The following is a 24684-nucleotide window of genomic DNA, read 5'->3' as shown; positions in this document are numbered from 1 at the left end:
GGCGCATGCACGCCGGTCGCGCTGATCTGGATCAACCGTCGCGATTGCCGCGCAGCACGCGCACCGCCGCGCGCGCCGCGACCCACGCCTCGTTGGTCGGCTCGACCACGACCGTGACCGCGCTCGCCGCCGCCGACAGCACGTGCGCATGGGCCGCATTCGCGCGCGTGTCCAGCTCGACGCCGAGCCAGCCGAGCGCCGCGCAGATCCGCTCGCGCAGCACCGCCGCGTGTTCGCCGATGCCGGCCGTGAAAACCAGCATGTCGAGCCCGCCGAGCAGCGCGGTGAGTGCGCCGACCTCGCGCACGATGCGGTGGACGTACAGCGCGAGCGCGTCGTGCGCCCGCGCGTCGCCGGCCGCTTCGCATGCGAGCAGCACGCGCGGATCGCCGGACGCGCCCGACACGCCCTTGAGCCCCGACTCGTGATAGAGCAGCTGACCGAGCGCGTCGCCGGACAACTGGCCGGCATCGAGCAGGTGCAGCACGACGCCGGGGTCGAGCGTGCCGCAGCGCGTGCTCATCATCAGCCCGTCGAGCGCGGAGAAGCCCATCGTCGTCGCGACGCTGCGGCAGTCGCGCATCGCGCACAGGCTCGCGCCGCTGCCGAGGTGCGCCGCAATGACGCGCCCGTGCGCCTGCGCGCCGAACGCTTCATCGAGCGCGACGGACAGATATTCGTACGACAGCCCATGGAATCCGTAGCGGCGCACGCCGCGGTCGAACCATTCGTGCGGCAACGGCAGCAGCTGCTCGGTGCGCGGCAGCGTGCGATGAAACGCCGTGTCGAATACGGTGACTTGCGGCACGTCGGGGAACGCATCGCGCAGTGCGTCGATCGCGTCGATGCTGTGCGGCTGATGCAGCGGCGCGAGCGGCGTCAGCGTGCGCAGCGCGTCCAGCACGTCGTTGTCGACCAGCACCGGCTCCGCGAAGCGCGCGCCGCCGTGCACGACGCGATGCGCGATCGCGGCGAGCGTGATGTGCGGCAGGCGCTCGCGGATCCACATCGCGACCTGCGCCAGCACGGCGCGGTACGGGTCGCCGGCGCCGAGCGGCAGCGTGCCGTCCCGATCGGCGTCGAAGCGGATCGCGATGCCGTTGCCGGCCGCGACAGCCTCGCCGTCGTGCAGCGGCCGCCGTGCGGGATCGCCGTGCGGTGGATACGCGAAGAGCGCGAACTTCACGCTCGACGAACCGGCGTTGACGACCAGCAACGCAAGCGTGCGCATCGGCCGGCTCAGTGCGACATCAGGACCGGCACGGTCATCGACGCGAGCACCGTGCGCGTCGCGCCGCCCATCACGAGCTCGTGCCAGCGCGGATGGCCGTACGCGCCCATCACGAGCAGGTCGGAGCCCGTCTCGTACGCGCGCGACAGCAACGTGTCGCCGATCGCTCGGCCGTCGCCCGCGTCGATGTCGAGCACGCTCACGTCGCGGGCATGGCGCGCGAGCATCAGCGCGGCATCGGCGGCCGGAATGCGCATGGCCGCCGCCGCCGAATTGCCGTCGACCACCGCGGCGACCGTCGTGCGCTTCGCATGAGCGAGAAACGGGATCGCGTCGTGCGCGGCGCGGACCGCTTCGCGGCTGCCGTCCCACGCGACGAACACGCGCTCGCCGATCGACGTGAAGGCGCCGGCATACGGCACGAACAGCACCGGGCGGCCGGCCGACAACACGAGGCTCTCCGGAAACTGGTTGTCGACGAAGCTCTCGGGATCGTTCGGGTCGCTCTGGCCGACGATCACGAGATCGGCCACGCGCGCGGCGCGAGGCACCGCGACGTTGGCGCGCGCGTCCGCCTCGACCCACGCGGCATGCACTTTCGCGCGCGCGGTCTCGGCATGGAACAGCCGCTCCAGCGCGGCGCGGCGTTCGTCGCGCTGCGCGCGATGCTCGCGGAAGTAATCGGCGGACCCGGCCATCACGTAGAACGAATGCGGCTCGGCCGTGTAGACCGAGAACAGGCCCGTCAGATGGGCGCCGAAGCGCCGCGCGACGCGCAGTGCGAACTCGAGGCGCGCATGCGCACGGACGCTCGTATCGAGGTGCACGACTATGCTCTTGTAGCTCATCGGAATCGCTCCATCGACGGATGATCCGCCAGTGCAATCCAGTCTACGGAGCGGGCTTTCCGCGTGCTTGACTCAGATCAACGGGCGCTGCGCGGCTTGCCCGCACAGTTAGGCGGTCGCGCCGCCGAGGCCACGTACGGGCACCGGGCGCATGCCAACCGATTGACCGGACCGAACGAGGGAAGCCGATGAGCACCTACGCTTTGACCACACCGATTGACGTTTGCCGCGCGGGCTGCGATCTCGCGCTGCGGATGACCGCGCTGAACCGCGACTGGCAGCACGAATGGCACGCACTGGCCGGCCGGCGCATCGAGCGCGATCGCGACGCGGTGCGCCGGTTGCAGCAGGCGCTCGCCGGCAGCGGAGAATGGACCGCGTTCGGCGAAGCGAGCCGGCAGGTGATGAGCGATTACGCGCTCGCGAGCGTCGCGCTGTGGCAGGACGCCAGCGAGCTGTCCATGCGCGCGCAGTTCGAGCATGCCGGCGTGTGGCGTACCTGGCTGCGCGAATACGGCGCGGGTGTGCTGTCGCGCAGCCAGACGGACTGGCTGCCCGATCTGGAGCGGCTCGCCGCGGTCAACGAAGCGAGCATGCCGTGGGCGGAATGGATGACGGCGCTCGAGCACGGGATCGAGGACGCGACCGACGGCGCACCGACTGCCGTACGCCGCCTGAAAGGCAAGGTCGACGCACCGGAGAACGGCCATGGGCGCTGAACGAGTCGCGTTCGTCACCGGCGGGACGGGTGGCCTCGGCACCGCCATCGCGCGGCGCCTGCACGATGCAGGCATCACCGTGGCCGTGTCGTACATGAACGGCGACGCTCAACTCGCGACGTGGATCGCACGCGAGCGCGAGGCGGGCCGCACGTTTCATGCGTTCGAGGTCGACGTGGCCGACTACGATTCGTGTCAGCACTGCGCGGCGCGCATGCTGGCGGAGTTCGGGCACGTCGACGTGCTGGTCAACAACGCGGGCATCACGCGCGACGCGACGTTCGTGAAGATGACCAAGACCATGTGGGATGCGGTGCTGCGCACCAATCTCGACAGCATGTTCAACATGACCAAGCCGTTCGTGCCTGGCATGATCGCGGCCGGCTTCGGGCGGATCGTGAACATCGGCTCGGTGAACGGCTCGCGCGGCGCGTTCGGGCAGGCCAACTATGCGGCCGCGAAGGCCGGTATTCACGGCTTCACGAAGGCGCTGGCGCTCGAGCTGGCCCGCCACGGGATCACGGTCAACACGGTCGCGCCCGGCTATCTGGCGACCGCGATGCTCGAGTCGGTGCCGAAGGAAGTGCTCGACACGAAGATCCTGCCGCAGATTCCGGTCGGTCGGCTCGGCCACCCGGACGAGATCGCCGAGCTCATCGCGTTTCTGTGCTCCGACGCCGGCGCTTTCTCGACCGGCGCGGAATTCGACGTCAACGGCGGGATGCACATGCATTGACGTGTGCCTGCGTCCGCGGACGCAGGCTTTCCTCATCCGGCGATGCGCGTGCGCCGCGTTGAAGGTCCGGCGCGATACGCGCTCCACTGCACGCGTCTTGCGACCGGCAGGCCGGTTTCCCGGAGCAAATCTGATGAATGCACCCGCGATGCGCGCGCCGCTCGCGCAGGAAGCGATACGGCTGCCGCAGCCGAACGAACCGGCGCCGTGTGCGCTCGCCACTGCGCCGGCCGATGCGACGCCGGCCGAACAATGGAATCGCGCGGCCCACGCGAACGTGGCCGCGCTGACGCTCGGCCTGTCTCCCGTGTCGATGGCGCTCGCGATGCTCGACTGGGGCGCGCATCTCGCGGTCGCGCCCGGCAAGTGCTTCGAGCTTGCGGCACAGGCGTGGCAGGCGGCCGTCGCGCCGTCGTCGCAGGCGCGCGATGCCGCTGCGGCCGACCCGGGCGGCCTGGCCGTGCATGCCGGCGACGCCGATCCGCGGTTCGCCGCGCCCGCGTGGGACGCCTGGCCGTTTCACGTCTATCGCGACAATTTCCTGGCGATTCAGCGCTGGTGGCGCGACGCGACCAGCGGCGTGCCGGGCGTCGAGCGCCATCACGAGGAGCTGGTCGGGTTCGCCGCGCGGCAGTGGCTCGATGCGTGCTCGCCCGGTAACTTTCTCGCGACCAATCCGGTCGTGCTCGACACTACGATGCGCAGCGGCGGGGCGAATCTGGCGACTGGTCTGCGGCACTGGGCCGACGACGCGCGCGCGTTGTTCGAGCACACCGGCGAGCAGCGCGCGCACGATGCGCGTCCCTATCTGCCGGGCCGCGACGTCGCGGTCACGCCGGGCCGCGTCGTGTGGCGCAACGCGTTGTGCGAGCTGCTGCAATACGACCCGACGACCACCGACGTCGCACGCGAGCCGATCCTGATCGTGCCGTCGTGGATCATGAAGTACTACATCCTCGATCTGCAGCCGCACAATTCGCTGATCCGCTTCCTGGTCGATTCCGGCTACACGGTGTTCGCCGTGTCGTGGCACAACCCCGGCGCCGAAGCGCGCGGGCTCGGGCTCGACGATTATCTGCGCGACGGCTGCATGGCTGCGCTCGACGCCGCGCGGTCGATCTGCGGCGAGGCCGTGCATGCGGTCGGCTATTGCCTCGGCGGCACGCTGCTCGCGATCGCCGCGGCCGCACTCGCGCGTGACGGCCGGCAACACGAGGCATTGCGCTCGGTGTCGTTGCTGGCTGCGCAGACCGATTTCAGCGAACCCGGCGAGCTGGGGCTGTTCATCGATGCGAGCGAGCTGTCCGCGCTCGATGCGCTGATGTGGCGGCAGGGTTATCTGGACGGCGCGCAGATGGCCGCGACGTTCCAGTTGCTGAATGCACGCGACCTGATCTGGTCGCGCATGATGAGCGAATACCTGCTCGGCACGCGCACCAAGCCGAACGACCTGATGTCGTGGAACGCCGACACCACGCGCATGCCGTACCGGATGCATACCGAATACCTGACGCGGCTCTTTCTCGACAACGATCTCGCGGCCGGCCGCTACTGCGTCGACGGGCGGCCGGTCGCGCTGTCGGATCTCGACGTGCCGACGTTCGTGGTCGGCACCGAACGCGATCACGTGTCGCCGTGGCGTTCCGTGTACAAGCTCCATCTGATGACGCACCACGCGCTGACGTTCGTGCTGACGTCGGGTGGCCACAACGCCGGCATCGTGTCCGAACCGGGCCATCCCGGCCGCCACTACCGCTGCGCGACGCGCGAGCACGGCGCGCCTTACCGCAGCGGGCACGACTTCGTGCGTGACACGCCGCCCGTAGAAGGTTCGTGGTGGACCTGCTGGAGCGGCTGGTTGCGCACGCATTCGTCGGGCGACGTGCCGGCTCGCGTGCCAGCCGCCGGCTTCGCGGCGGCGCCTGGCGCATACGTGCTAGAAACCTGATTTCCATGGAGGAATACCGATGAAAGCACTCGTCTATCACGGCCCTGGGCGCATGGCGCTCGAACAACGTCCGAAACCCGAGCTGCAGTCGCCGACCGATGCGATCGTCCGCGTGACGCGCACGACGATCTGCGGCACCGACCTGCACATCCTGAAAGGCGACGTGCCGACCTGCGAACCGGGGCGCGTGCTCGGCCACGAAGGGGTGGGGGTGGTCGAGCAGGTTGGCGCTGCGGTCGACGCGCTGAAGCCGGGCGACCGCGTGCTGATTTCCTGCATTTCGTCGTGCGGCCGCTGCGAATACTGCCGGCGCGGCCTGTATTCGCACTGCACCACCGGTGGCTGGATTCTCGGCAACCGGATCGACGGCACGCAGGCCGAGTACGTGCGCATTCCGCATGCGCAGACGAGCCTCTATCCGATCCCGGCCGGCGCCGACGAGGACGCGCTCGTGATGCTGTCCGATATCCTGCCGACCGGCTTCGAGTGCGGCGTGCTGAACGGCAAGGTGCAGCCGGGCTGCTCGGTGGCGATCGTGGGCGCCGGGCCGATCGGGCTTGCCGCGCTGCTGACGGCGCAGTTCTATTCGCCGGGGCAGATCATCATGATCGACCCCGACAGCAACCGGCTCGACATCGCGCGGCGCTTCGGTGCGACGGACTGCGTCGACGGCCGCAGCGGCGACGCGGCGGCGGACGTGATGAAGCTGACCGACGGCATCGGCGTGGATTGCGCGATCGAGGCGGTCGGCATTCCGGCGACGTTCGAGCTGTGCACGTCGATCGTGGCGCCGGGCGGCGTCGTGGCGAACGTCGGGGTGCATGGCGTCAAGGCCGATCTGCATCTGGAGAAGCTGTGGGATCGCAACATCGCGATCACGACGCGGCTCGTTGATACGGTCAGCACGCCGATGCTGCTGAAAACGGTGCGGGCGGGGCGTCTCGATCCGGCGCAACTCATTACGCACCGGTTCGCGCTCGATGATGTCGAGGACGCTTATGACACGTTCGGGCGCGCGGCGCAAACGCATGCGTTGAAGGTGATTATTGAGGTTAGTTGAGGGTGGGGCTGGATGCGCTACGAGCCGGTGCTTGCGCCGGGTCGTAGGGCGCATGCGGAAAGCGCTTGGACCGGACTAAACGGGCAGTGGCGGGTTGGCTGACTCAGTTCGGGCACTACCGGTCGTCCGATGTTTCCGCCAAGATCGTCTAGAACCGGCGTGACGGACGAAACTATGAAGTCGTTAAACAAGCTCCTGCAACATGTCACACGAATACCTTGTCATTTTCCAGTACCACGAGCCCGAACCGCGACAGCTATTCGACCGCGGAGTGATCGAAGACTACGAGTCGACGACTGGAGTCTTCATCAAAGCGGCGGCGGCAGAAGAAGCTTTGATTTGGTGCAGGGCAATCGCCCAGGAGCTTCTATGCCGCTGCAATGACGATAGGTCGTTGGATTGGACGCGCTTTGGATATTCGTGCTGGGTCGAGCCCAACCCGGGAATGTCGTCTTGGGGCCGTTGCTTGGGCTTTTTCCAGCACGTTCAGGTCGGTGAAATGCCGAACTTCGACGCAATGGGTACCGCCGCGTATATCGACTGGCAGGGCAACCAAGGCGATTAGATTGTCTAAAGTGGCGGCGGTCTAGCGCTGCCCCAATGACCGGTTTCGAGAAATCCGAAGGACCGCTCCGGGTCGACGCGGGCCGTCCGCCGGACCGGGCACGGTGCGACGGCGTCGTCGGTCACAGGTCGGCCAGGAACGGCCCTTCGACACAGGCTCCGCGATCGGTGACAATCTTGGCACGTCATACCTATTCCGCACACGAACATGAACCTACTTGGGCATCGCCGACTGCATCGACCAGCAACCTCGTCGGGAGGCGCCACCTGCACAGAGCGAACCTCTGCGGACTTTCTGATAGACGGACAGTCTTTGCTGGAAATGCTGGTTAAAAGTGCCGGTGGACATGCCGACTTCATGGGTTGTTTCGTGAGTGGTTACGCGAAGGAATGCGAACGCATGTCCGCTATGCTGCTCGACGTTCCGCCGGAGAGCGGAAAGCGCGTACTACTCTACATCTGCCCTGAGTGTGGCGACGTCGCGTGCGGTGCATATTCGGCCCTTGTGCGGCGTGAACGCGAATCCTACGTTTGGGAGAGCTTCGCCTACCAGACAAGTGAATCTGACTTGCAGATAGTTGAGGCGTTTGGACCGTTTTCTTTCGACGCATATAGGTATAAAGGCTCTGTACTCGCTGCGTCGGCGATTGACGGAACCGAGTAGCTCTGCGGCAACAGGCGGCCAGAATCGGCCGTGCGACAACGAAATCTGAATCGTCGACAATGCAAGCCCAAACCACAGCCACGCCCCCTCAAATCAAACCGATGGCACTGGCTTTCTAAACCAGGCATGGCGTTGGAACGATGAGCATCAGAAAGTGGATAGCGCATATTCGGACGGATGCAAAAAGCCGCGACGCATTCAACATGGTGACCTTGGAGGCGGCGCATCGCGCGCTGCCTCTTGGGGGCGCTGCGGCTTTGAACGCGCAGGGATTTGACGCGTAGGCGCGAATGAAGCTTAGAAAAAGTTGGCTCTTCGTTGCCATTCCTGCGGCGCTCTTTTTCCTGGTGTGGGGGCACGCGGGGCCTTGGGTCTTCCCCCGGCACTTTACGTTACGGGTAGTCGCTGGAGAAGGGCACCCTCTATCGGGAGCAGATGTCACGGTTTACCAAACGACATGGCAGACGCCGTGCATCCCGATGTTCGGATTGTCCGAGGCCTCCTGCAATCATTACCAATCGACTGTCTTCGATGGCACCCTCGATCGACATGGAGAAGCGCGTATCTGGGCGATTACGGCTGTGCCTTTCAAGGGCGAGCCTTATATCGCGTGCATTGAAGGCAAAGAGTACGAGGCTGATTTCGCGATTGCGGAGTGGCCAACCGACCCTGCCGTTTCGGTCGTAACGTTGGACTACAAGGGCATGCGACTTCTTCGCGAGCAGTGCTCGCCTTACACCAAGAAGCTGCCCACACCTGGGCGGTGGAACGACTAGGCTCGGCGGCTATAGCAGCCGCCGCCTCGCCTGTCCTTCCCTCGTCGTACGTTTTCTGTCACCGGTTGTCAAACGCATTTGAAATCTGAGCCACTTCGCGCCTGATCGCGCAAAGTAAAACTGAGCCAGTCGTTACTTCTTCGATGTCGGGACGTGCCCGGCTTTGCGTTGCTGTTTCAGTCTGTAGCTGTCTCCTTTGATCTGGATGATGTGGGCATGGTGGAGGATGCGGTCGAGCATCGCTGCAGTGAGGGTGGTGTTGCCGCCGAAGGTTTCGTCCCACTGCGCAAACGGCAGGTTGCTGGTCAGGATCATCGAGCCACGCTCGTAGCGCTTGGCGACGATCTGGAAGAAGTGACTGGCCTGATCGCCCGAGAGCGGTAGATAGCCGATCTCATCGACGATGAGCAGCCTCGGGCCGAGAATGTTGTGCCGAAGAACGGCGTCGTATCGCTCCTGTCGGCGTGCAGCCTCGAGCTGTAACATCAGATCCGCCGCCGTGATGAACTTCGTCTTGATGCCGGCCTGCGTCGCTGCATATCCGATGGCGATCGCGAGGTGCGTCTTGCCCACGCCCGACGGACCAAGCAACACGGCGTTCTCGCCTCGCTCGATGAAGCGTAGCGTGGCAAGCTCGTCGATTGCCTCGCGCGGGACCCCGACGGCGAAGCTGTAGTCGTAGTCATCCAGTGTCTTGATGGCGGGAAACCCGGCCATGCGCACCAGTGTTTGCCGCGAACGAACTTGCCTCGTCTCTCGTTCGTGCGCGAGCGCGTTCTCGAGGAAGTCGAGGAAACTCCATTGCTTGGCCGCCGCGTCGCTGGCCAGAGCGACGTATCGGTGCATGAGTCCCTCGAGCTTCAGGCTTTGGCAGTGCCCGTCGATGCGTTCCTGCTGCAAGTTCATGCGCGCACCTCGGTCAGTAATTGCTGGTAGACGGACAACGGGTGCTGGATCGACATCGCGGGATCAACGCGCGGCCGAGCGACGGCGCGAGCCGGCAATCGGGGCAATGTGTAGCCAGGCATATCGAGCAAGCAAGCCCGTTCTCGTTGCTCCAACAGAATCGCGGGTGCCTGCCCGGTAACCGGATGCACGCGCTGGTTGGCCACGTCGCGCAGCCATTTACTCACCTCGACGTTCGCAGTCGCGGCATCGAGCATCAAGCCGGATTGTTTAAGCTGGCTTGCCAGCGGCACATAGAAATTGCCGCGCAGATAGCGGTGGAATCGCTCGACCTTGCCCTTGGTCTGCGCGCGGTACGGTTGGCACAATCTGGGCAGGAAGCCGTACCGCTTGGCCAGATCGAGCAGGCCGGCGTGCCAGCGATGTTGGCCGTCGCCATAAGCATCGCGTTCGACAACGATGGTCTTGGCGTTGTCGTAAAGGATCTCGCGAGGAATGCCACCCAAGGCTTCGAACAGCGCATGATGACAGGCAACCAGCGTCTCGGCGCGTTCATCGGTGGTGAAGTGTGCCCAGCGCCAACGACTGAAGCCGAGCGTGGCGGTGAAGGCGTAAAGCGGGTCGGTGCCTCGTCGGAAGACAACGAAATCGCACTGCATCTGCCGACCGGGCTCGGTCTCGAACCTTACGACTGGATCGGGCTTCGGCATGGGCTTATGCGTGTTCATGAAAGCCTGCAGGCTTCGCAGTTGGCCCTCGTAGCCGCGCGCCCGCAACTCGCGCAGCAGCGCCGGCGCTGCGATGATCTCCGGTGCTGCGGCCCTCATGCGCTCGATGATGTACGCCTCGAACGCTCCGAGCTTGGTTGGCCGCGGTTCACGCGGCTTGTAGCGCGGCACTTCCTCAGCCGACAGGTACCGCGCCACCGTGTTGCGAGAAATGCCCAGGCGCCGCGCGATCTCGCGCTCCGATACGCCTTGGGCTTTGAGCACATGGATTTGCATCCACTGTTCCTTCTGGAGCATCGCCAGCCTTTGCGCGCAAAAGGCTGACTGTACTGAAAGGTGGCTTAGATTTACTTCGCGCGAAGTGGCTCATTATTACTTTGCGCCCAACACGGTTCGCTCTAAACGCACACGGACTGGAAAACGCACATGACCAGCGAGGTCATCGACTGGAACTCGCGCCTGAATTCGCTCCGGCACCTGCTCATGCGCCGAGTGTCCGCTTGCGGGAGGTCTGACGGTCTCTTTAGGGTCGATCACCGCCAACGGCGACGAACAGTCGTATTGTCCGAGACTTAACCTGACGTTGACTGACCGGTCAGGTCTCGGCCTATACGCGTCATGCGTATGCGGCGCTTCACCGGCGCCACTAAGCGTCAGGACGAGCGTGCAGCGGGCTGCTGCGCGGCGTCGGCCGGTTCGGCTTCGGCTGCCTCTTGATGGAGACCATCCCCCTCATCCCCCTCATTCAAATCGACACACTGCTCATAAACCGGCACCTCACAACTCCAGTGCAGCGTATCGGCAATGCGCCGACGCAGCGCATCCGCGGCAGCCGGCTCCCCATGCGTGACGAACGTTCGCACCGGCGCACCCTGCATCGTGCCGAGCCATTTGAGCACGTCTTCGTAGTCACCATGAGCCGACAGCGTCGTGATCGACTCGATCTGCGCACGCACGCGCACGTATTCGCCGTGAATCTTCACCGTCGGCTCGTGCGCGGCCAGCGCCGCGCCGCGCGTGCCGGCGGCCTGATAGCCGACCAGCGCGATCGTGTTGCGCGGATCGGGCGCATAGCGGGCGAGGTGATGGAGCACGCGTCCGCCGGTCGCCATGCCGCTGCCGGCGATGATGACCATCGGCCCGTGGTGATCGGAGATCGCCTTTGACTGGTCGACGGAGCGGATCATCGTCGCCGCGTGGCCGAGCGCGTTCGCTTCCGAAACGGTCAGCCGGTGTTCGAGGATATGGTGGCGATAGATCTCCGTCACGTCGGTGGCCATCGGGCTGTCGAGGAACACCGGCACGCGCGCCATGCGGCCGGACGCCTTTAGCCGCGCGATGTAGTGCAGGATTTCCTGCGCGCGGCCGACGGTGAAGCAGGGCATCACGACGACCCCGCCGCGCCCGAAGGTCTTGTCGAACATCGCGGCGAGTTCGGTCTCCGGGTCCGACGCCGGGTGCAGCCGGTCGCCGTACGTGGATTCGACCACCAGATAGTCGGCATGCGCGGGCGCCCGCGGCGGCTGCATGATCGGATCGTTGTAGCGGCCGAGGTCGCCCGAGAACGCGAGCACCTTGTGATCCCAGTGCATCACGACGCTCGCCGCGCCCAGGATGTGCCCGGCCGGCAGCAGCCGGAACGACACGCCGCCGCCGAGCGACGTGCATTCGTCGAACGCCACCGGCTTCAGCAGGTGCAGCGCACGCTGCGCATCGTCGAGCGTATAGAGCGGCTGCGCCGGATGGTGCTTGGAATAGCCGTGGCGGTTCGCGAAGTCGGCTTCCTCCTCCTGCAGCCGCGCGCTGTCGCGCAGCATGATGTCGCACAGTTCGGCCGTGGCCGCCGTGCAGTACACGGGCCCGCGAAATCCTTCACGTGCAAGCACCGGAAGATAGCCGGTGTGATCGATGTGCGCATGCGTGAGCACGACGGCGTCGAGCGTGTCGGCCGCGAACGGCAGCGTCCGCCAGTTGCGCAGCCGCAGGTTCTTGGTGCCCTGGAACAGGCCGCAATCGACCAGGATGCGCCGGCTGCCGTGCTCGACCAGGTATTTCGAGCCGGTCACGGTTTCGGTCGCGCCGAGAAAAGTCAGTTTCATGAGATAGCCTCGCCGGGAATCGACGGATCGGTAAGGCGATTACAGCGCGAACGCGCGGGCAGCGCTTGACCGAAGTCAGCAATTGCAGGATTCCATGCCCCGCCGGCCGTACCGCCGGCGCCGCCCAATGAGGCTGCTCGCGCGGTTTGACTACGATCAATCGTCAGTCGCGTCGGCCCGCGCATGGCGGTCCGGCGCGCGGACGCGGTGTCATGATTCGATGATCCGCGCCTGCCGTGCGCGCGCTGCGCATCGGCATCGCGAGTCTCTCGGGATCGATCCATCATGACGCTGATCGCCAATCTGGACGGCGCCGCGCACCTGTACCGGTTGTGCTTCGTTCGTTCGCCATGGGCGTGGTTTACGTGCCTGCCGCTCAATCAGCAATGCGGCGAGAACTGGGCCGACGTGCCGTATCAGAACGCGGCGAAACCGCCGTACAGCGATTCGCGCGCGCAATTGCTGCGGGTCGCGTTCGACGCGCCCGGGCTGTTGCCGCCCGAAGCCGGGCGCCACGGCCACGCGTGGAGCGTCCAGCAGATCAACCGCGGCGCGGCGCCGTGGCTGCGCAGCGAGGATTTCGTCGATGCGACCACGCTCACGGTACCGGCCGGCGCGACGCTCGCCGCATTCGTCGAAACGATCGACGCGGCCGGCGGCACCGTGTACGCGCCGCTCGGCTGGGCCGAACTGCCGCGCTGGGAACGGCCCGACATCGTCGCCTGAGCGCATCGCACCGTCGAGCAGCCGGCCCGCCCGCGCCATGTCCGTCAACCAGCTTCGCCCCAGCCGCCGCCGAGCGCGACGTAGAACGCGACCGTATCCTGCAGGCGTTGCGCGAGCGCCTGAAGCCACGCGATGCGGGCCTGGTGATATTGCACGTCGGCGACCAGCAACGGCACGTAGCCGGTGATCCCCGCGTCGTAGCCGGCCTGCGTGAGCCGCAGCGCATCGCGGGCGGCGGCCATCGCGCGAGCCTGCGCATCGAGCGCCGCGGCGTCGTTCGCGAGCGCGCGCAGCGCGTCGGCCACCTGCGAGAACGCGGCCAGCACGACCTGCCGGTAGGACGCGTCGGCCTCGTCGTAGGCATCCTGGGCGGCGCGCCGCTGGTTCAGCAGCGTGCCGCCGTGAAACAGCGGTGCGGTGACGCCGGCGCCGACGCTCCAAGCACGGCCGGCCGGCGAGAACAGATTGGCCGCGACGCCGCTGTCGAAGCCGCCCGACGCGGACAGCGTCAGGTTCGGGTAGAGCGCGGCGGTGGCGACGCCCACCTGGGCGCTCGCCACGTGCAGTTCGGCTTCCGCCTGCTGGATGTCCGGACGGCGGCGCACCAGCGACGACGGCGCGGTATCGGGCAGGCTCGCCGGCAGTTCGATCGCGGCGAGCGACAGCTCCGGCGTCCGCCAGTCGGCCGGATATCGGCCGGCCAGCAGCGCGAGCAGATCGTCGGCTTGCGCGCGCTTCTGGTCGAGCGCCGGCAAGGTTGCCTGCAGCGTCGCCCGCTGCGACTCGAGCGTGAGCACCGCGACGTAGGCCGCCGCGCCGGCCGTCACCTGCGCGCGCGTCAGGCGAATCTGCTCGTCGACGAGACCGATCGTCTCGCGCGTGGCGGCGGCTTCGTCGCGATACGCGGCGCGCGCGATCATCGTGTTGACGACGTTGGCGCTCAGCATCAGATACGCGCCGGCCAGCGCGTGGCGCTGCGCGTCGACGCCGGCGGCCAGCGCCTCCACCTGGCGCCGTTCGCCGCCCCAAAGGTCGAGGGTGTAGCTGACGGTCGCCGACAGCGTGAACAGGTTGAAGATCGACGCCGGCAACGCCGGGCCGCGCGACGGCGTCGCGCGCTCGCGCGCCGCGCCGGCCTGCGCGTCGATCTGCGGGAAGAACACGCCCTGGCCGGCCCGCAACGCGTGCTCGCTGCGCCGCAGCGTCGCTTCGGCGAGCGCGAGCGTCGGGCTGCCGGTCAGCGCGGCGTCGACGCTCGCGTCGATGGCGTGGCTGCCGAAGCGCGTCCACCAGTCGCGCGTGAGCGGCGCGTCGGGCGACAACGCCTGCGTGCGGCCGTCGCCGGTCCACGGGCCGGACGCCGCGTGCGGATCGTCGGGCGCGACGAAGCGCTCGACGCGCGGCGCGGGCGGCGGCACGAAGTTCGGCCCGACCGTGCAGCCGCCCGCGAGCAGCGCGGCGAGCAGCCCGGCGGCCAAGCGCGCAGCGGTTCGGCGCCGCGACGTACGGCCGCCGCACGCGCGGTCATTTGCCGGCGACGTACACATCGACGATCTGCCCGGGGAACAGCCGCCCGTTGCGGTTCGGCACGATACGGAAAATCAGCGGCAGCACGCGCACGTCGACGCGCTCGGTGCGCTGGTCAGACAATTCGATCTTCGGCGTCACGTACGGCTGCACGCGCACGAACTGCAGATCGGCCTCGACCGACGTGCCGCGCACGAACATGTGCGCCTTCAGCGCATGCAGGTCGGGCAGTTGCGGGATCAGGATCTCGTCGATGTAGCAGCGCACCTGCAGCCGGTCGACCGGCGCGCCGAGCACCGCGACCGGCGCGCTGGCCCGCGTGTAGGTGTCGTAGATCCCCTGCGGGCTCAGGTACGAGCCGAGCGCCGCGTTCATCGCCAGCACGGTGCCGTCCGCCGGCGCGCGCAGCGTGTAGCGGGCCAGCAGCGCGGCGGCCGCATCGGCCGCGCGCCGCAGCGCTACGACCTGCGCACGCTGGTTGCGCACGTCGTAGCTCCATGCGCCGGCCTTGGTCAGACGATACTGGCGCGTCACGACGTCCAGGTTGGCGGCCGCGACGCGCACCGCGTTCGCGGCCGTATCGAGCGCGTCGCGGCTCACTGCTTTCGGATCGATGTCGTACGCGCGCCGCTGCTTGTCGTACTGATCCTGCGCGAGCTTGAGGCTCGCCTGCGCGGCCCGGGTCTGCGCACCGGCCACGTCGAGCACCTCGCGGCGCGGCTGCGCGTTCAGCTCGTCGAGCAGCGCAGCGGCCGCATCGGCCTGCGCGGCGAGCTGCGCGGCGCTCGCGCGCTGCACGGCGTCGTCGATCGTCAGCAGCACGTCGCCGGCCTTCACCGGATCGCCGTCGTGCACGTAGATGCGCGTCACCGCTCCCGACACGTCCGGATAGACGTTCACGTTCGCGCCGGCCGGCTGCTCGCTTTCGACGATGCCGTTCGCATAGACGCCGCGCGCGTACGGATTGGCGGCCGGCTTGAACACCGGCGGCTGCGGCGGCTCCTGGCGGCCGTAGAGCCACGCGGCGACGACGCTCGCCAGGAAGCCGAGCACGGCCGCGACGAACACGAGCCGGCGCTTCATCGCACGCCTCCGCGCTCGATGCCGGTCAGCTTGCCGTCTTCCATGCGCAGGATGCGGTCCGCGTATTCGAAAATCCGCGCGTCGTGCGTGACGATCACGATGCAGCGCGTGTCGTTCAGCACCTCGTGCTTGACGAACTCCATGATCATGCGGCCGGTGTCGCCGTCGAGCGATGCGGTCGGCTCGTCGAGGATCAGCAGGTCGGGCTGGCTGACGATCGCGCGCGCGATCGCCACGCGCTGCTGCTCGCCGCCGGACAGCTTGACGGGCGGCAGCTGCGCGCGATTGGCGAGACCGACGACGCCCAGGTAGGTGTGCGCGGCCTGGATCGCGTCGTCCCACGGCTGGCGCTTCAAAATCAACGGAATCGCGACGTTCTCGGCGGTCGTGAGCCGCGGGAACAGGTGGTAGTCCTGGAACACGAAGCCGATCCGGTTGAGCCGGAACTCGGCGATCGCGTCGTTCGGCTGCGCCCACAGGTCGACGCCGTCGATCGACACCGAGCCGCCGTCCGGCCGCAGGATGCCGGAGATCACGCTGAGCAGCGTGGTCTTGCCGCTGCCGGATGGTCCGACGATCAGCAGCATCTCGCCGAAGTGCGCCTGCATCGACACGTCGCGCAGCGCTTGCGTGCGCGCTTCGCCTTCGCCGAACCATTTGTCGACGCCGCGCGCGTCGATCGCGATGCCGGCCATCGTCAGCCCCGGAAGATGTCGAAGGGCTCGATGCGCAGCACGCGCCGCACGCCGAGATAGCTCGAGATCGCCGCGATCACGACGACCATCCCGAACGCGAGCGACAGGTTGCCGTACGTGATGAGCGCCGCGTAGTCGGGGATGCGCAGCTTGGCGAGCGAGATCATCAGCACGCACAGCCCGACGCCGATGCCGTAGCCGGTCAGCGCGGTGAAGGTCGCCTGGAACAGGATCATCGCGACCAGCTCGCGGCTCTTCGCGCCGATCGCCTTCAGCGCGCCGAACTTGTCGAGGTTCTCGACGATGAACGCGTAGAAGGTCTGCCCGGAAATCGACAGGCCGATGATGAAGCTGATGATCGTCATCAGCATGATGTTGGTGCCGAGCCCGGTTTCGTACTTGTAGAAGCGCGAGATCTGCGCGATGAACTCGTCGCGCGTGTACGCGCGGTAGCCGAGCGACTTCACGACGGCCTGGATGTGCGCGATGTCCGCATCGGACTTCGGCTCGACGAGGATGTACGAGGTCGTGAAGCGCGGCGACGGGATGTAGCGGATCGCGCGTGCGTAGGTGGTGTAGAGCGTCGGCGTGCCGAACAGGCCGCTCGCGGCGACCTTCGCGATGCCGACGATCACGCCGCGATGATCGTTCAGCTCGAAATCGGTGCCGATGGTCGGGTTCTCCAGCTTCGCGAACTCCGGGTCCTGAATCGCGATGAAGCCGTTTTCCGCGTAGATGTCTTCGATGCGGCCCTTGAGCATCGTGGGCCGGCCGAGCAGGCTCGCGTCGTCGAGGCCGACCACCGTGACCGCCTGATACGCGCCCGAGCGCAGCTTCACCAGCGCGCCGCCGGAGTAGAGCGGAACCGCGTACTTGACGCCGTCGATGCTGCGCACGGCGTCGAGCACGTAGCCGGGCATGCCGATGCTGTTCGCGATCGTCTTCACGGCCGGGTCCATCACCCAGACCTTCGCGCCGATGTTGATCACCGACGCCGACGACTTGTTGAGAATGCCGGCGAACAGCGACGTCATCTCGATCATCAGCAGCACCGAGAACGTGATGCCGACGATCAGGGCAGTGAACTTCGCGCCGTCGTTGACGAGCAGCTTGAACGCGAGGCGCAGGATGCCGTTCATGGTGCCGGTGCGAAGCGCGCGGCCGTCCGGCTAGCGCTCGCTCGACGCCGGGTCCAGCTGGGCGACGAAGCCGACGATGCCCGACACCAGCGCGACGATCGCATACGGCGCGACCTGCTCGTCGATCAGCATCGCGTGGACGACGCCGAGCAGCGATGCGAGCGCGATGAACACGCAGGACGTCGCCAACGTGCTTCGATATTGCAGTCGAATCATGACGTTCTCCGGTTGAGCGGCGGCCGATGGCACGGCGGGGCCGCAGGCGATGGCGCCGCTGGTTGCGGCACATGGCGTCATGATCGCGTGCGGCGTCGCGTCGCAGTTGATCTGTGTCAACGGACCCGGGGGCGCCGCGCGCCGGACCGCTCAGGCCATCTGGCCGATCGTCTTGCGGAAGCGCGTCAGGGACAGCAGGAACAGCGCGCAGCCGATCGCGAACAGCGCGGCAAACTGCATCCACACCGCGTCGAGGCCGGCGCCGCGATAGAGGATGCGCTGCGCCAGCTCGACGAAATGGGTCGTCGGCGCGGCGAGCATGATGTCCTGCACCGCGAGCGGCATGCTCTCGCGCGGCGTGAGCCCGCCCGACAGCAGCTGCAGCGGCAGCAGCACGAGCACGAGCAGCATGCCGAACTGCGGCATGCTGCGCACCAGCGTCGCGAGAAAGATCCCCATCGACGTCGTCGCGAACAGGTGCAGCGCCATGCCGGCCACGAACAGCGGCACGGAGCCGGGAATCGGCACGTGCAGCGCGCCCTGCACGACGAAGCTCAGCGACGCGACCGCCGCCGCTGCGACCACGAGCCCCATCGACCACACCTTCGCGAGCATGATTTCCGCGGCGGTCACCGGCATCACGAGCAGATGCTCGATCGTGCCGTGCTCGCGTTCGCGGATCAGCGCGGCGCCGGTGAGGATCATCGACAGCATCGTGACGTTGTTGATCAGCTCCATCAGCGCGCCGAACCACACTTCGTCGAGGTTCGGGTTGAAGCGCATGCGCATCGCGAGATCGACCGGCGGCAGCGGCGAGCCGCGATAGCGCTGCACGAACGAGTCGATCTCGCCCGACACGATCTGCTGGACGTAGCCGCCGCCGGTGAAGGCCTGTGTCATGCGCGTCGCATCGACGTTGAGCTGGACCGTCGCATGGCGGCCGGCCAGCACGTCGCGCTGGAAGTCGGGCGGGATGTCGAGCGAGAACGTGTAGTCGCCGTTGTCGAGGCCGCGATCGGCTGCGGCCGCGCCGACGATCGGCGGCGGCGCGAACTGCGGCGGGAAGAACGCCGCTGCGATGCGCGCGGACAGCGGCGACGCATCCTCGTCGACGATCGCGATCGGCACCTTGTGCAGCGTCTCGGGGCGGGCGGTGGCGGCGACGTAGATCGACGCGCTGAACGTGTAGACGATCAGCGCGAGCAGGATCGGGTCGCGCGCGAGGCTCCAGAGTTCCTTCACTCCGAGCCGGAAGATGGCGTTCAGGCGTGACATGATCAGCGCTCCTGTTTGCGCAGCAGCATGCCGGTCATCACGAGGATGACGGGCACGGCCACGAGCATCGGCCAGAACTGCGACGACAGGTCGGACAGCCCGAGCGCCTTGTTGTACACGCCGCGGCTGATCGCGAGCATGTAGGTGGCCGGATAGATCGTGCCGATCCACTTGCCGCTGCCTTCCAGCGACGACAGCGGCGTGAGCAGCCCCGAGAACTGCACGACCGGTATCAGCGTGCCGACGATCGTCATGAAGATCGCGGCGATCTGGCTGCGCGTGAAGGTCGACGCGAACAGGCCGATGCCGGTCGCCACCACGTTGAAGATCAGCACCGCGGCCGCCAGCGTCGCGAAACTGCCCTTGATCCGCACGCCGAACACGAGGTCGGCGAGCACGACCATCAGCAGGAAGTTCAGCATCGCCAGCATCACGTACGGCACCTGCTTGCCGATCAGGAATTCGGCGCGCGTGACGGGCGTCACGTACAGGTTCACGATCGACCCGAGCTCGCGTTCGCGCACCACGGCGAGCGCGGTGAGCATCGCGGGCAGCATCAGCAGCAGCATCGGCATGATCGCCGGAATCATCGCGGGCAAGCTCTTCACGTCGGGGTTGTAGCGATAGCGGACCGCGATGTCGACGGCCGGCGCGAGCGCCACGCCGAGGCGGCGCTTCGCCTGGTCGCGCAGCCAGTTCTCGTGCATGCCGGCCACGTAGCCGCGGATCGTCTCGGCGCGCATCGGCATCGCGCCGTCGACCCACGCGCCGATCTCGACGTGCCGCCCGCGCGCGACGTCGCGCGCGAAGTCGGGCGGAATCTCGATCGCGAGCGACAGCTCGCCGTTGCGCATGCGGCGTTCGATGTCGCGATCGTCCGCGAGCGGCGCGCGCGGCACGAAGTAGCGCGAGCCGGCGAGGTTCTGCGCGTAGTCCTGGCTCAGGATCGACTGGTCGCGGTCGAGCACCGCGAACGTCAGGTTGTCGACGTCGAGGCTGATGCCGATGCTGATCACGCACATCAGCACGAGCGAGCCGAACAGCGCGAGCGTCGCCCGCAGCGGGTCGCGGCGCAGCTCCAGCACCTCGCGCCACAGGTAGCTGCCGGCGCGCGCGGCGCTGAACCATGCGGTCCGCGCCGCGCCGCGGGCGGCCGCGGGCGTGGCCGACGGGGGAGTGGCGAGCCAGCCGGCGTCGGACGACGCATCGGCCGCTGCGGCCGCATCGCTCGGGCTGTCCTCACGCTGCGCATCGGTGAGGTAGCCGATGAACGCATCCTCGAGCGATGCCGCGCCGCGCATGCGCACCAGTTCCGCCGGCGCGGCGCTCGCGAGCACGCGGCCCGCATGCATCAGCGAGATGCGGTCGCAGCGCGCGGCCTCGTTCATGAAGTGCGTCGAGATGAAGATCGTGACGCGATCGCGGCGCGCCAGCTCGATCATCAGCCGCCAGAAGTCGTCGCGCGCGACCGGGTCGACGCCCGAGGTCGGCTCGTCGAGGATCAGCAGCTCCGGCTTGTGCACCATCGCGACCGCGAGCGACAGCCGCTGCCGCATCCCGAGCGGCAGGCGCTCCGGCAGCACGTCGAGCACGCCGGCGAGCCCGAAGCGCGCGACCATCTCGTCGACCCGCGCGGGCACGTCGGCTTCCGGCACGCCGAACAGGCGCGCGTGCAGCACGAGGTTCTGCCGCACGGTCAGCTCGCCGTACAGCGAAAAGCCCTGCGACATGTAGCCGACGCGGCGGCGCGTGTCGATGTCGTTGGCGGCGACCGGCTGGCCGAACAGCGTCGCCGTGCCTTCGGACGCCGGCAGCAAGCCGGTGAGCATCTTCATCGTCGTCGACTTGCCGCAGCCGTTGGAGCCGAGAAACCCGAAGATTTCGCCGCGACGGATCTGCAGGCTCACGTGGTCCACCGCGACGAACTCGCCGAACCGCATCGTCAGCCCGTCGGCCTCGATCGCGTAGCCGGCGGTCGCGTCGGGCCGGAACGGTTCGATCTGCACCGGCTGGTGCCCCTTGCGGCGCTCGTCCGGCAGCAGCGCGATGAACGCGGCCTCCAGCGTGTCGCAGCCGGTGCGCGCGAGCAGGTCGGCGGGGCTGCCGGTGGCCAGCACGCGGCCGGCGTCCATCGCGATCAGCCAGTCGAAGCGGCGCGCCTCGTCCATGTAGGCGGTCGCGACCAGCACGCTCATGGCGGGCCGCGCGACGCGAATGCGCGCGATCAGATCCCAGAACTGCGCGCGCGACAGCGGATCGACGCCGGTCGTCGGCTCGTCGAGGATCAGCAGGTCGGGATCGTGGATCAGCGCGCAGCACAGGCCGAGCTTCTGCTTCATCCCGCCGGACAGCTTGCCGGCCGGGCGGTCGAGGAACGGATGCAGGCCGGTGCTGCGCGTCAGCGCGTCGATCCGGCGGCGCCGCTCGGCCGCGTCGTGGCCGAACAGGCGCGCGAAGAACTGCAGGTTCTCCTCGACCGACAGCGTCGCGTACAGGTTGCGGCCGAGGCCTTGCGGCATGTACGCGATGCGCCGGCATACGCGCGCGCGATCGCGGCGCGACGACAGATCGGCGTCGAGCGCGTGCACGTGCCCCTGCTGGATCGCGCGCGCGCCCGACACGAGTGCGAGCAGGCTCGACTTGCCGACGCCGTCCGGGCCGATCAGCCCGATCATGCGGCCGGCCGGGATCTCGAGCGTCACGTCGTCGAGCGCCGCCTTGCCGCCGTAGCGCAGCGACACGCCCGACAGCCGGGCGACCGGCGCCGGGCCGGCCGCGCCCGGCGCGCCGTCGGTCGCGCGGCTGTCGGTATCTGCGCGCGTCGTCGTGTTCACTGCGGCACCTTGATCGCGAGGCGCTCGGGCCACGCCGCGTGCGAATCGGTCTTCAGCCACGCGACGCCCGGCAGCCCGGTCTTCACCAGCTTCAGATGGCGCTGCAGCAAGTCGCGATCGATCCGCGCCTTGACGCGGAACATCAGCTTCTGCCGTTCGCTGGCCGTCTCGACCGTCTTCGGCGTGAACTGCGCGGTGCTCGACACGTACGACACGCGGGCCGGAATCACGTATTCCGGCGCCGCATCGAGGACGATCCGCACGTCGGCGCCGAGCGGCACGCGACCGACCGCCAATTCCGGCAGGAAGAACGTCATGTACACGTCGGACAGATCGACGACGTTGAGCACCTTGCCGCCGGCCGGCAGCACTTCGCCCGACTCGGCGATGCGGTACTGCACGCGGCCGTCGCGCGGCGAGGTCAGCTCGCTGTCCGCGATGTCGGCGCGCACGCGCGCGACGGTCGCTTGCGCTGCCGTCACTGCGGAGCGCGCCGCGACGAGCTGCGCCTGGGTCGCGTCGATCGCGGCCTGCGCGGCCTGCACCTGCGCGCGCGCGGCATTCACGGTCGCGCGCAGGCTGCCCGCGCGGGCGCGGTCGTCGTCGAGTTCCTGCAGCGACGAGGCGCCGTCGCGCGACAGCGTCTCGGAGCGCGCCAGCCGCCGCGTGGCTGCGTCGAGCTCGCTTTCGCGCTGCACGACGACGGCCTCTGCCGCCGCCTTGTCGCTGCGGCGCTGCGCGACCTGCGCGTCGACGCTCGCCGCGGTGTTCACGGCCTGCTGCGCGCGCGCCTGCGCTTCGTCGAGCTGCGCCTGCAGCACCACGACGTCCATCCGGGCGAGCGGCTGGCCGGCCTTCACGAAGTCGCCTTCGTCGACGAGCATCGCGGTCACGCGCCCGGGCAGCTTGGTCGCGACGTCGATTTCGGTCGCCTCGATGCGGCCGTTGCCGCTGACGAGCCCCGCATCGGTCTGGCCGTCGCGCCAGCGCGACCAGCCGTAATAGGCGACGCAGACGGCGAGCACGGCCGCACCGGCACCGATCAGAAGAGGGCGCGGGATGGTTTTCATTGTCTGTTTTCCGAGTCAGTCGAATGGATAGGCTGCTGCGCCGTCGGCGGCAGGCGCGGATCGTCGGGGCCGCCGCCCAGCGCGCCGTACAGCGCGACGCGGCTCGACAGCAGCGCGCGTCGCGTGACGACGAGCTGCTGCTCAGCGTTCATCAGGTCGCGCTGCGCGTCGAGCACTTCGAGGAAGCGCGTCGCGCCGCTGTCGTAGCGCAGCTTCGCGAGGCGCGCGCGCTCGGCCTGCGACGCCAGCGTCGCGCGTTCGATCGCGACCTGGTCGGCGAGCCAGTGGCGCGCGGCGAGCGCGTCGGAGACGTCGCGGAACGCGCCTTGCAGCGTTTTCTCGTAGCGGGCGAGCGCCTCGTCGCGCTGTGCGTTCGCGAGTGCGAGGTTCGAACGGTTGCGGCCGCCGTCGATGAGCGGCAGCGTGGCGCTGGGGATCAGCGACCACACGCCCGTTCCCGACGTCAGCAGGTCGTGCAGCGCCGAGCTGCCGGAGCCGATCGCGCTCGTCAACGCGATGCGCGGGAAGAACGCCGCGCGCGCCGCGCCGATGTTCGCGCGGCTCGCCTGCAGTTCGTGCTCGGCCGCGATCACGTCCGGACGGCGCTCGAGCAGCGACGAAGGCAGGCCGGGCGCGAGCGACGGCAGCACCGCGCCGTCGTCGAGCGCGAGCGGTGCGGCGCCCAGCTCGGGGGGCGCGCCGACCAGCAGCGCGAGCGCATCGGCCGCCGTGGCGCGCGCCTGCTGCAACTGGACGCCGAGCGACTCGGCCTGCTGCAGCAGGATCTCCGACTGCGTGAGGTCGAGGCGCGAGATCGCGCCGGCCGCGTAACGCAGCCGGAAGATCCGCAGCGATTCGCGGCGCGTGTCGATCGTCGCGCGCGTCAGCACGATCCGCTCGTCGATCTCGCACAGCGTCAGATACGCGTTCGCGACGCCGGTGACGACGCTCAGCGTCGTCGCCTGGCGGGCCGCGTCGCTCGCCAGATAGCGCTGCAGCGCGGCCGCCTTCAGGCTGCGCACGCGCCCCCAGAAATCGATCTCCCATTGGGTCTCGGCCAGTTGCACCTCGTAGAGCTGGCCGATCATGGGCGCCGGCGTCAGCAAGCCGCCCGGCGTGCGAAACCGCGCGTAGGCCGCACCGGCGCCGATCGTCGGCCACTGGTCCGCGCTGCGGACGCCGTAGACCGCGCGCGCCTCGTCGACGCGTGCCACGGCCGCGCGCAGGTCGCGGTTGTTCGTGAGCGCCTGCGCGATCAGCGCCTGAAGGCGCGTGTCGACGAAGTAGGCGTGCCAGTCGGGCGCCTGCGCGGCGGGCGCCGCGGCGGCCGACGGATCGGGGAAGGCGGCGGGAATCGGTGCGGGCGGGCGCGTGTCGGCAGGCGCGAGCGACAGGCATCCCGACAGCAGTCCCAGGCCCGCCAACAGCACGGCGACACGCATGCGCCGCACGACGGTCGGGTGAAACGGAGCGGCAAGCGCGGCAGCGCGCATGGAAGGCCTCGACGAATGCAGGAATACGGGATGGCGGCGCCCTCGGGCGTCGCCGCTTCGGCCTCGTTTATATCCGACGATTACCGGGTTTCCCCTTGATCTGGGTCACTCGGGCCGGATTGCGTGTCGAGCGGCCCCTCGATTGACGCGCGCACCGAGACGTGGCCGCGATGCGGGCGCGTCGGCGCGGCCGGCTGTGCCGCCGCGGCGTCGTCCTTTTTGGCCGAGCGGGGCGATCGAAGCAGCGCGGGGCGGACGGCGGCGCACCGACGCGCGGCCGCCGCGAGCCGGCCGTTGCTTGATCCTCGTCAAGCCGTCGCGGCCGCCGTGCGCGATGCTGATCGCGA

General features: G+C 68.2%; 21 protein-coding genes. 7 read left to right on the top strand and 14 right to left on the bottom strand.

Going from position 1 to position 24684, the window contains the following annotated elements:
* Nucleotides 1-31: 31 nt before the first annotated feature.
* Together MYA_RS27195 and MYA_RS27190 are read right to left on the bottom strand one after the other, a co-directional pair.
* Nucleotides 32-1231, bottom strand: coding sequence for an acetate/propionate family kinase (locus MYA_RS27195; protein WP_014726025.1), 1200 nt, complete (start codon nt 1229-1231; stop codon nt 32-34).
* Between the two features lie 8 nt (nt 1232-1239).
* On the bottom strand, nt 1240-2079 hold the full coding sequence (locus tag MYA_RS27190; protein ID WP_011880390.1) for a universal stress protein: 840 nt from the start codon (nt 2077-2079) through the stop codon (nt 1240-1242).
* 188 nt (nt 2080-2267) lie between these two features.
* Here MYA_RS27190 and MYA_RS27185 point away from each other — a divergent pair, with 188 nt between their 5' ends.
* The 6 genes from MYA_RS27185 to MYA_RS27155 all read left to right on the top strand — a co-directional run bounded on the left by MYA_RS27185 (nt 2268) and on the right by MYA_RS27155 (nt 8546).
* On the top strand, nt 2268-2798 hold the full coding sequence (locus MYA_RS27185) for a hypothetical protein (RefSeq protein ID WP_014726024.1): 531 nt from the start codon (nt 2268-2270) through the stop codon (nt 2796-2798).
* On the top strand, nt 2788-3534 hold the full coding sequence (gene phbB / locus MYA_RS27180) for an acetoacetyl-CoA reductase (protein WP_014726023.1): 747 nt from the start codon (nt 2788-2790) through the stop codon (nt 3532-3534). Before MYA_RS27185 ends, phbB begins: the two co-directional genes overlap by 11 nt.
* Before the next feature lie 133 nt (nt 3535-3667).
* The gene (locus tag MYA_RS27175) at nt 3668-5482 is read left to right on the top strand and encodes a PHA/PHB synthase family protein (RefSeq protein WP_014726022.1); all 1815 of its coding nucleotides are present in this window, start codon (nt 3668-3670) and stop codon (nt 5480-5482) included.
* 19 nt (nt 5483-5501) lie between these two features.
* A complete protein-coding gene (locus MYA_RS27170) occupies nt 5502-6542 on the top strand; it encodes a zinc-dependent alcohol dehydrogenase family protein (RefSeq protein WP_014726021.1) in 1041 nt (346 codons plus the stop codon).
* Nucleotides 6543-6744: 202 nt separating this feature from the next.
* The gene (locus tag MYA_RS27165) at nt 6745-7107 is read left to right on the top strand and encodes a hypothetical protein (RefSeq protein WP_034193941.1); all 363 of its coding nucleotides are present in this window, start codon (nt 6745-6747) and stop codon (nt 7105-7107) included.
* A 953-nt stretch (nt 7108-8060) separates the two neighbouring features.
* Nucleotides 8061-8546, top strand: a complete 486-nt coding sequence (locus MYA_RS27155; protein ID WP_050991256.1) for a hypothetical protein — start codon at nt 8061-8063, stop codon at nt 8544-8546.
* 132 nt (nt 8547-8678) lie between these two features.
* On the opposite strand, the gene istB is transcribed toward MYA_RS27155, so the two are convergent.
* The 3 genes from istB to MYA_RS27140 all read right to left on the bottom strand — a co-directional run bounded on the left by istB (nt 8679) and on the right by MYA_RS27140 (nt 12279).
* Complete coding sequence (gene istB, locus MYA_RS27150) at nt 8679-9452, bottom strand: IS21-like element ISBcen13 family helper ATPase IstB (RefSeq protein ID WP_011881749.1); 774 nt, start codon at nt 9450-9452, stop codon at nt 8679-8681.
* Nucleotides 9449-10477 (bottom strand): IS21 family transposase, encoded by a 1029-nt coding sequence (gene istA, locus MYA_RS27145; RefSeq protein ID WP_041494180.1) that lies wholly within the window; start codon nt 10475-10477, stop codon nt 9449-9451. Before istA ends, istB begins: the two co-directional genes overlap by 4 nt.
* A 356-nt stretch (nt 10478-10833) precedes the next feature.
* On the bottom strand, nt 10834-12279 hold the full coding sequence (locus MYA_RS27140) for an MBL fold metallo-hydrolase RNA specificity domain-containing protein (RefSeq protein WP_014726019.1): 1446 nt from the start codon (nt 12277-12279) through the stop codon (nt 10834-10836).
* 285 nt (nt 12280-12564) lie between these two features.
* Between MYA_RS27140 and MYA_RS27135 the strand changes: the two genes are divergently transcribed.
* On the top strand, nt 12565-13005 hold the full coding sequence (locus MYA_RS27135; RefSeq protein ID WP_014726018.1) for a hypothetical protein: 441 nt from the start codon (nt 12565-12567) through the stop codon (nt 13003-13005).
* 44 nt (nt 13006-13049) lie between these two features.
* On the opposite strand, the gene MYA_RS27130 is transcribed toward MYA_RS27135, so the two are convergent.
* From MYA_RS27130 to MYA_RS27090, 9 genes are all read right to left on the bottom strand, one after another.
* A complete protein-coding gene (locus tag MYA_RS27130) occupies nt 13050-14552 on the bottom strand; it encodes an efflux transporter outer membrane subunit (RefSeq protein WP_041494384.1) in 1503 nt (500 codons plus the stop codon).
* Nucleotides 14530-15615: an HlyD family secretion protein gene (locus MYA_RS27125; protein ID WP_014726016.1), complete on the bottom strand. Its 1086-nt coding sequence runs from the start codon at nt 15613-15615 to the stop codon at nt 14530-14532. Before MYA_RS27125 ends, MYA_RS27130 begins: the two co-directional genes overlap by 23 nt.
* Complete coding sequence (locus tag MYA_RS27120; protein WP_172820474.1) at nt 15612-16316, bottom strand: ABC transporter ATP-binding protein; 705 nt, start codon at nt 16314-16316, stop codon at nt 15612-15614. Before MYA_RS27120 ends, MYA_RS27125 begins: the two co-directional genes overlap by 4 nt.
* A complete protein-coding gene (locus MYA_RS27115) occupies nt 16313-17449 on the bottom strand; it encodes an ABC transporter permease (protein ID WP_014726015.1) in 1137 nt (378 codons plus the stop codon). Before MYA_RS27115 ends, MYA_RS27120 begins: the two co-directional genes overlap by 4 nt.
* A 30-nt stretch (nt 17450-17479) precedes the next feature.
* Complete coding sequence (locus MYA_RS27110; protein WP_014726014.1) at nt 17480-17665, bottom strand: DUF2964 family protein; 186 nt, start codon at nt 17663-17665, stop codon at nt 17480-17482.
* 150 nt (nt 17666-17815) lie between these two features.
* Nucleotides 17816-18940: an ABC transporter permease gene (locus MYA_RS27105; RefSeq protein WP_011880376.1), complete on the bottom strand. Its 1125-nt coding sequence runs from the start codon at nt 18938-18940 to the stop codon at nt 17816-17818.
* Nucleotides 18941-18942: 2 nt separating this feature from the next.
* Complete coding sequence (rbbA, locus tag MYA_RS27100) at nt 18943-21774, bottom strand: ribosome-associated ATPase/putative transporter RbbA (RefSeq protein ID WP_014726013.1); 2832 nt, start codon at nt 21772-21774, stop codon at nt 18943-18945.
* Nucleotides 21771-22844, bottom strand: a complete 1074-nt coding sequence (locus tag MYA_RS27095; protein ID WP_014726012.1) for an HlyD family secretion protein — start codon at nt 22842-22844, stop codon at nt 21771-21773. Before MYA_RS27095 ends, rbbA begins: the two co-directional genes overlap by 4 nt.
* Nucleotides 22841-24337 carry an efflux transporter outer membrane subunit gene (locus tag MYA_RS27090; protein ID WP_041494383.1) on the bottom strand — a complete coding sequence of 499 codons (1497 nt, stop codon included), beginning with the start codon at nt 24335-24337 and terminating at the stop codon, nt 22841-22843. The genes MYA_RS27095 and MYA_RS27090 overlap by 4 nt, the downstream gene beginning before the upstream one ends.
* Nucleotides 24338-24684 lie beyond the last annotated feature (347 nt).

This window comes from Burkholderia sp. KJ006, assembly GCF_000262695.1.
Classification (GTDB): Bacteria; Pseudomonadota; Gammaproteobacteria; order Burkholderiales; family Burkholderiaceae; genus Burkholderia; species Burkholderia vietnamiensis.
This window is presented reverse-complemented; position numbering and strand designations above follow the sequence as displayed.

Coding starts and splice junctions, on each gene's coding strand:
- MYA_RS27095 (WP_014726012.1), bottom strand. CDS start 22,844: ATGAAAACCATCCCGCGCCCTCTTCTGATCGGTGCCGGTGCGGCCGTG.
- MYA_RS27175 (WP_014726022.1), top strand. CDS start 3,668: ATGAATGCACCCGCGATGCGCGCGCCGCTCGCGCAGGAAGCGATACGG.
- phbB (WP_014726023.1), top strand. CDS start 2,788: ATGGGCGCTGAACGAGTCGCGTTCGTCACCGGCGGGACGGGTGGCCTC.
- istB (WP_011881749.1), bottom strand. CDS start 9,452: ATGAACTTGCAGCAGGAACGCATCGACGGGCACTGCCAAAGCCTGAAG.
- MYA_RS27110 (WP_014726014.1), bottom strand. CDS start 17,665: ATGATTCGACTGCAATATCGAAGCACGTTGGCGACGTCCTGCGTGTTC.
- MYA_RS27190 (WP_011880390.1), bottom strand. CDS start 2,079: ATGAGCTACAAGAGCATAGTCGTGCACCTCGATACGAGCGTCCGTGCG.
- MYA_RS27165 (WP_034193941.1), top strand. CDS start 6,745: ATGTCACACGAATACCTTGTCATTTTCCAGTACCACGAGCCCGAACCG.
- MYA_RS27090 (WP_041494383.1), bottom strand. CDS start 24,337: ATGCGCGCTGCCGCGCTTGCCGCTCCGTTTCACCCGACCGTCGTGCGG.
- MYA_RS27185 (WP_014726024.1), top strand. CDS start 2,268: ATGAGCACCTACGCTTTGACCACACCGATTGACGTTTGCCGCGCGGGC.
- MYA_RS27155 (WP_050991256.1), top strand. CDS start 8,061: ATGAAGCTTAGAAAAAGTTGGCTCTTCGTTGCCATTCCTGCGGCGCTC.
- MYA_RS27170 (WP_014726021.1), top strand. CDS start 5,502: ATGAAAGCACTCGTCTATCACGGCCCTGGGCGCATGGCGCTCGAACAA.
- MYA_RS27135 (WP_014726018.1), top strand. CDS start 12,565: ATGACGCTGATCGCCAATCTGGACGGCGCCGCGCACCTGTACCGGTTG.
- MYA_RS27130 (WP_041494384.1), bottom strand. CDS start 14,552: ATGTGTACGTCGCCGGCAAATGACCGCGCGTGCGGCGGCCGTACGTCG.
- MYA_RS27115 (WP_014726015.1), bottom strand. CDS start 17,449: ATGAACGGCATCCTGCGCCTCGCGTTCAAGCTGCTCGTCAACGACGGC.
- MYA_RS27140 (WP_014726019.1), bottom strand. CDS start 12,279: ATGAAACTGACTTTTCTCGGCGCGACCGAAACCGTGACCGGCTCGAAA.
- istA (WP_041494180.1), bottom strand. CDS start 10,477: ATGCTCCAGAAGGAACAGTGGATGCAAATCCATGTGCTCAAAGCCCAA.
- MYA_RS27125 (WP_014726016.1), bottom strand. CDS start 15,615: ATGAAGCGCCGGCTCGTGTTCGTCGCGGCCGTGCTCGGCTTCCTGGCG.
- MYA_RS27105 (WP_011880376.1), bottom strand. CDS start 18,940: ATGTCACGCCTGAACGCCATCTTCCGGCTCGGAGTGAAGGAACTCTGG.
- MYA_RS27195 (WP_014726025.1), bottom strand. CDS start 1,231: ATGCGCACGCTTGCGTTGCTGGTCGTCAACGCCGGTTCGTCGAGCGTG.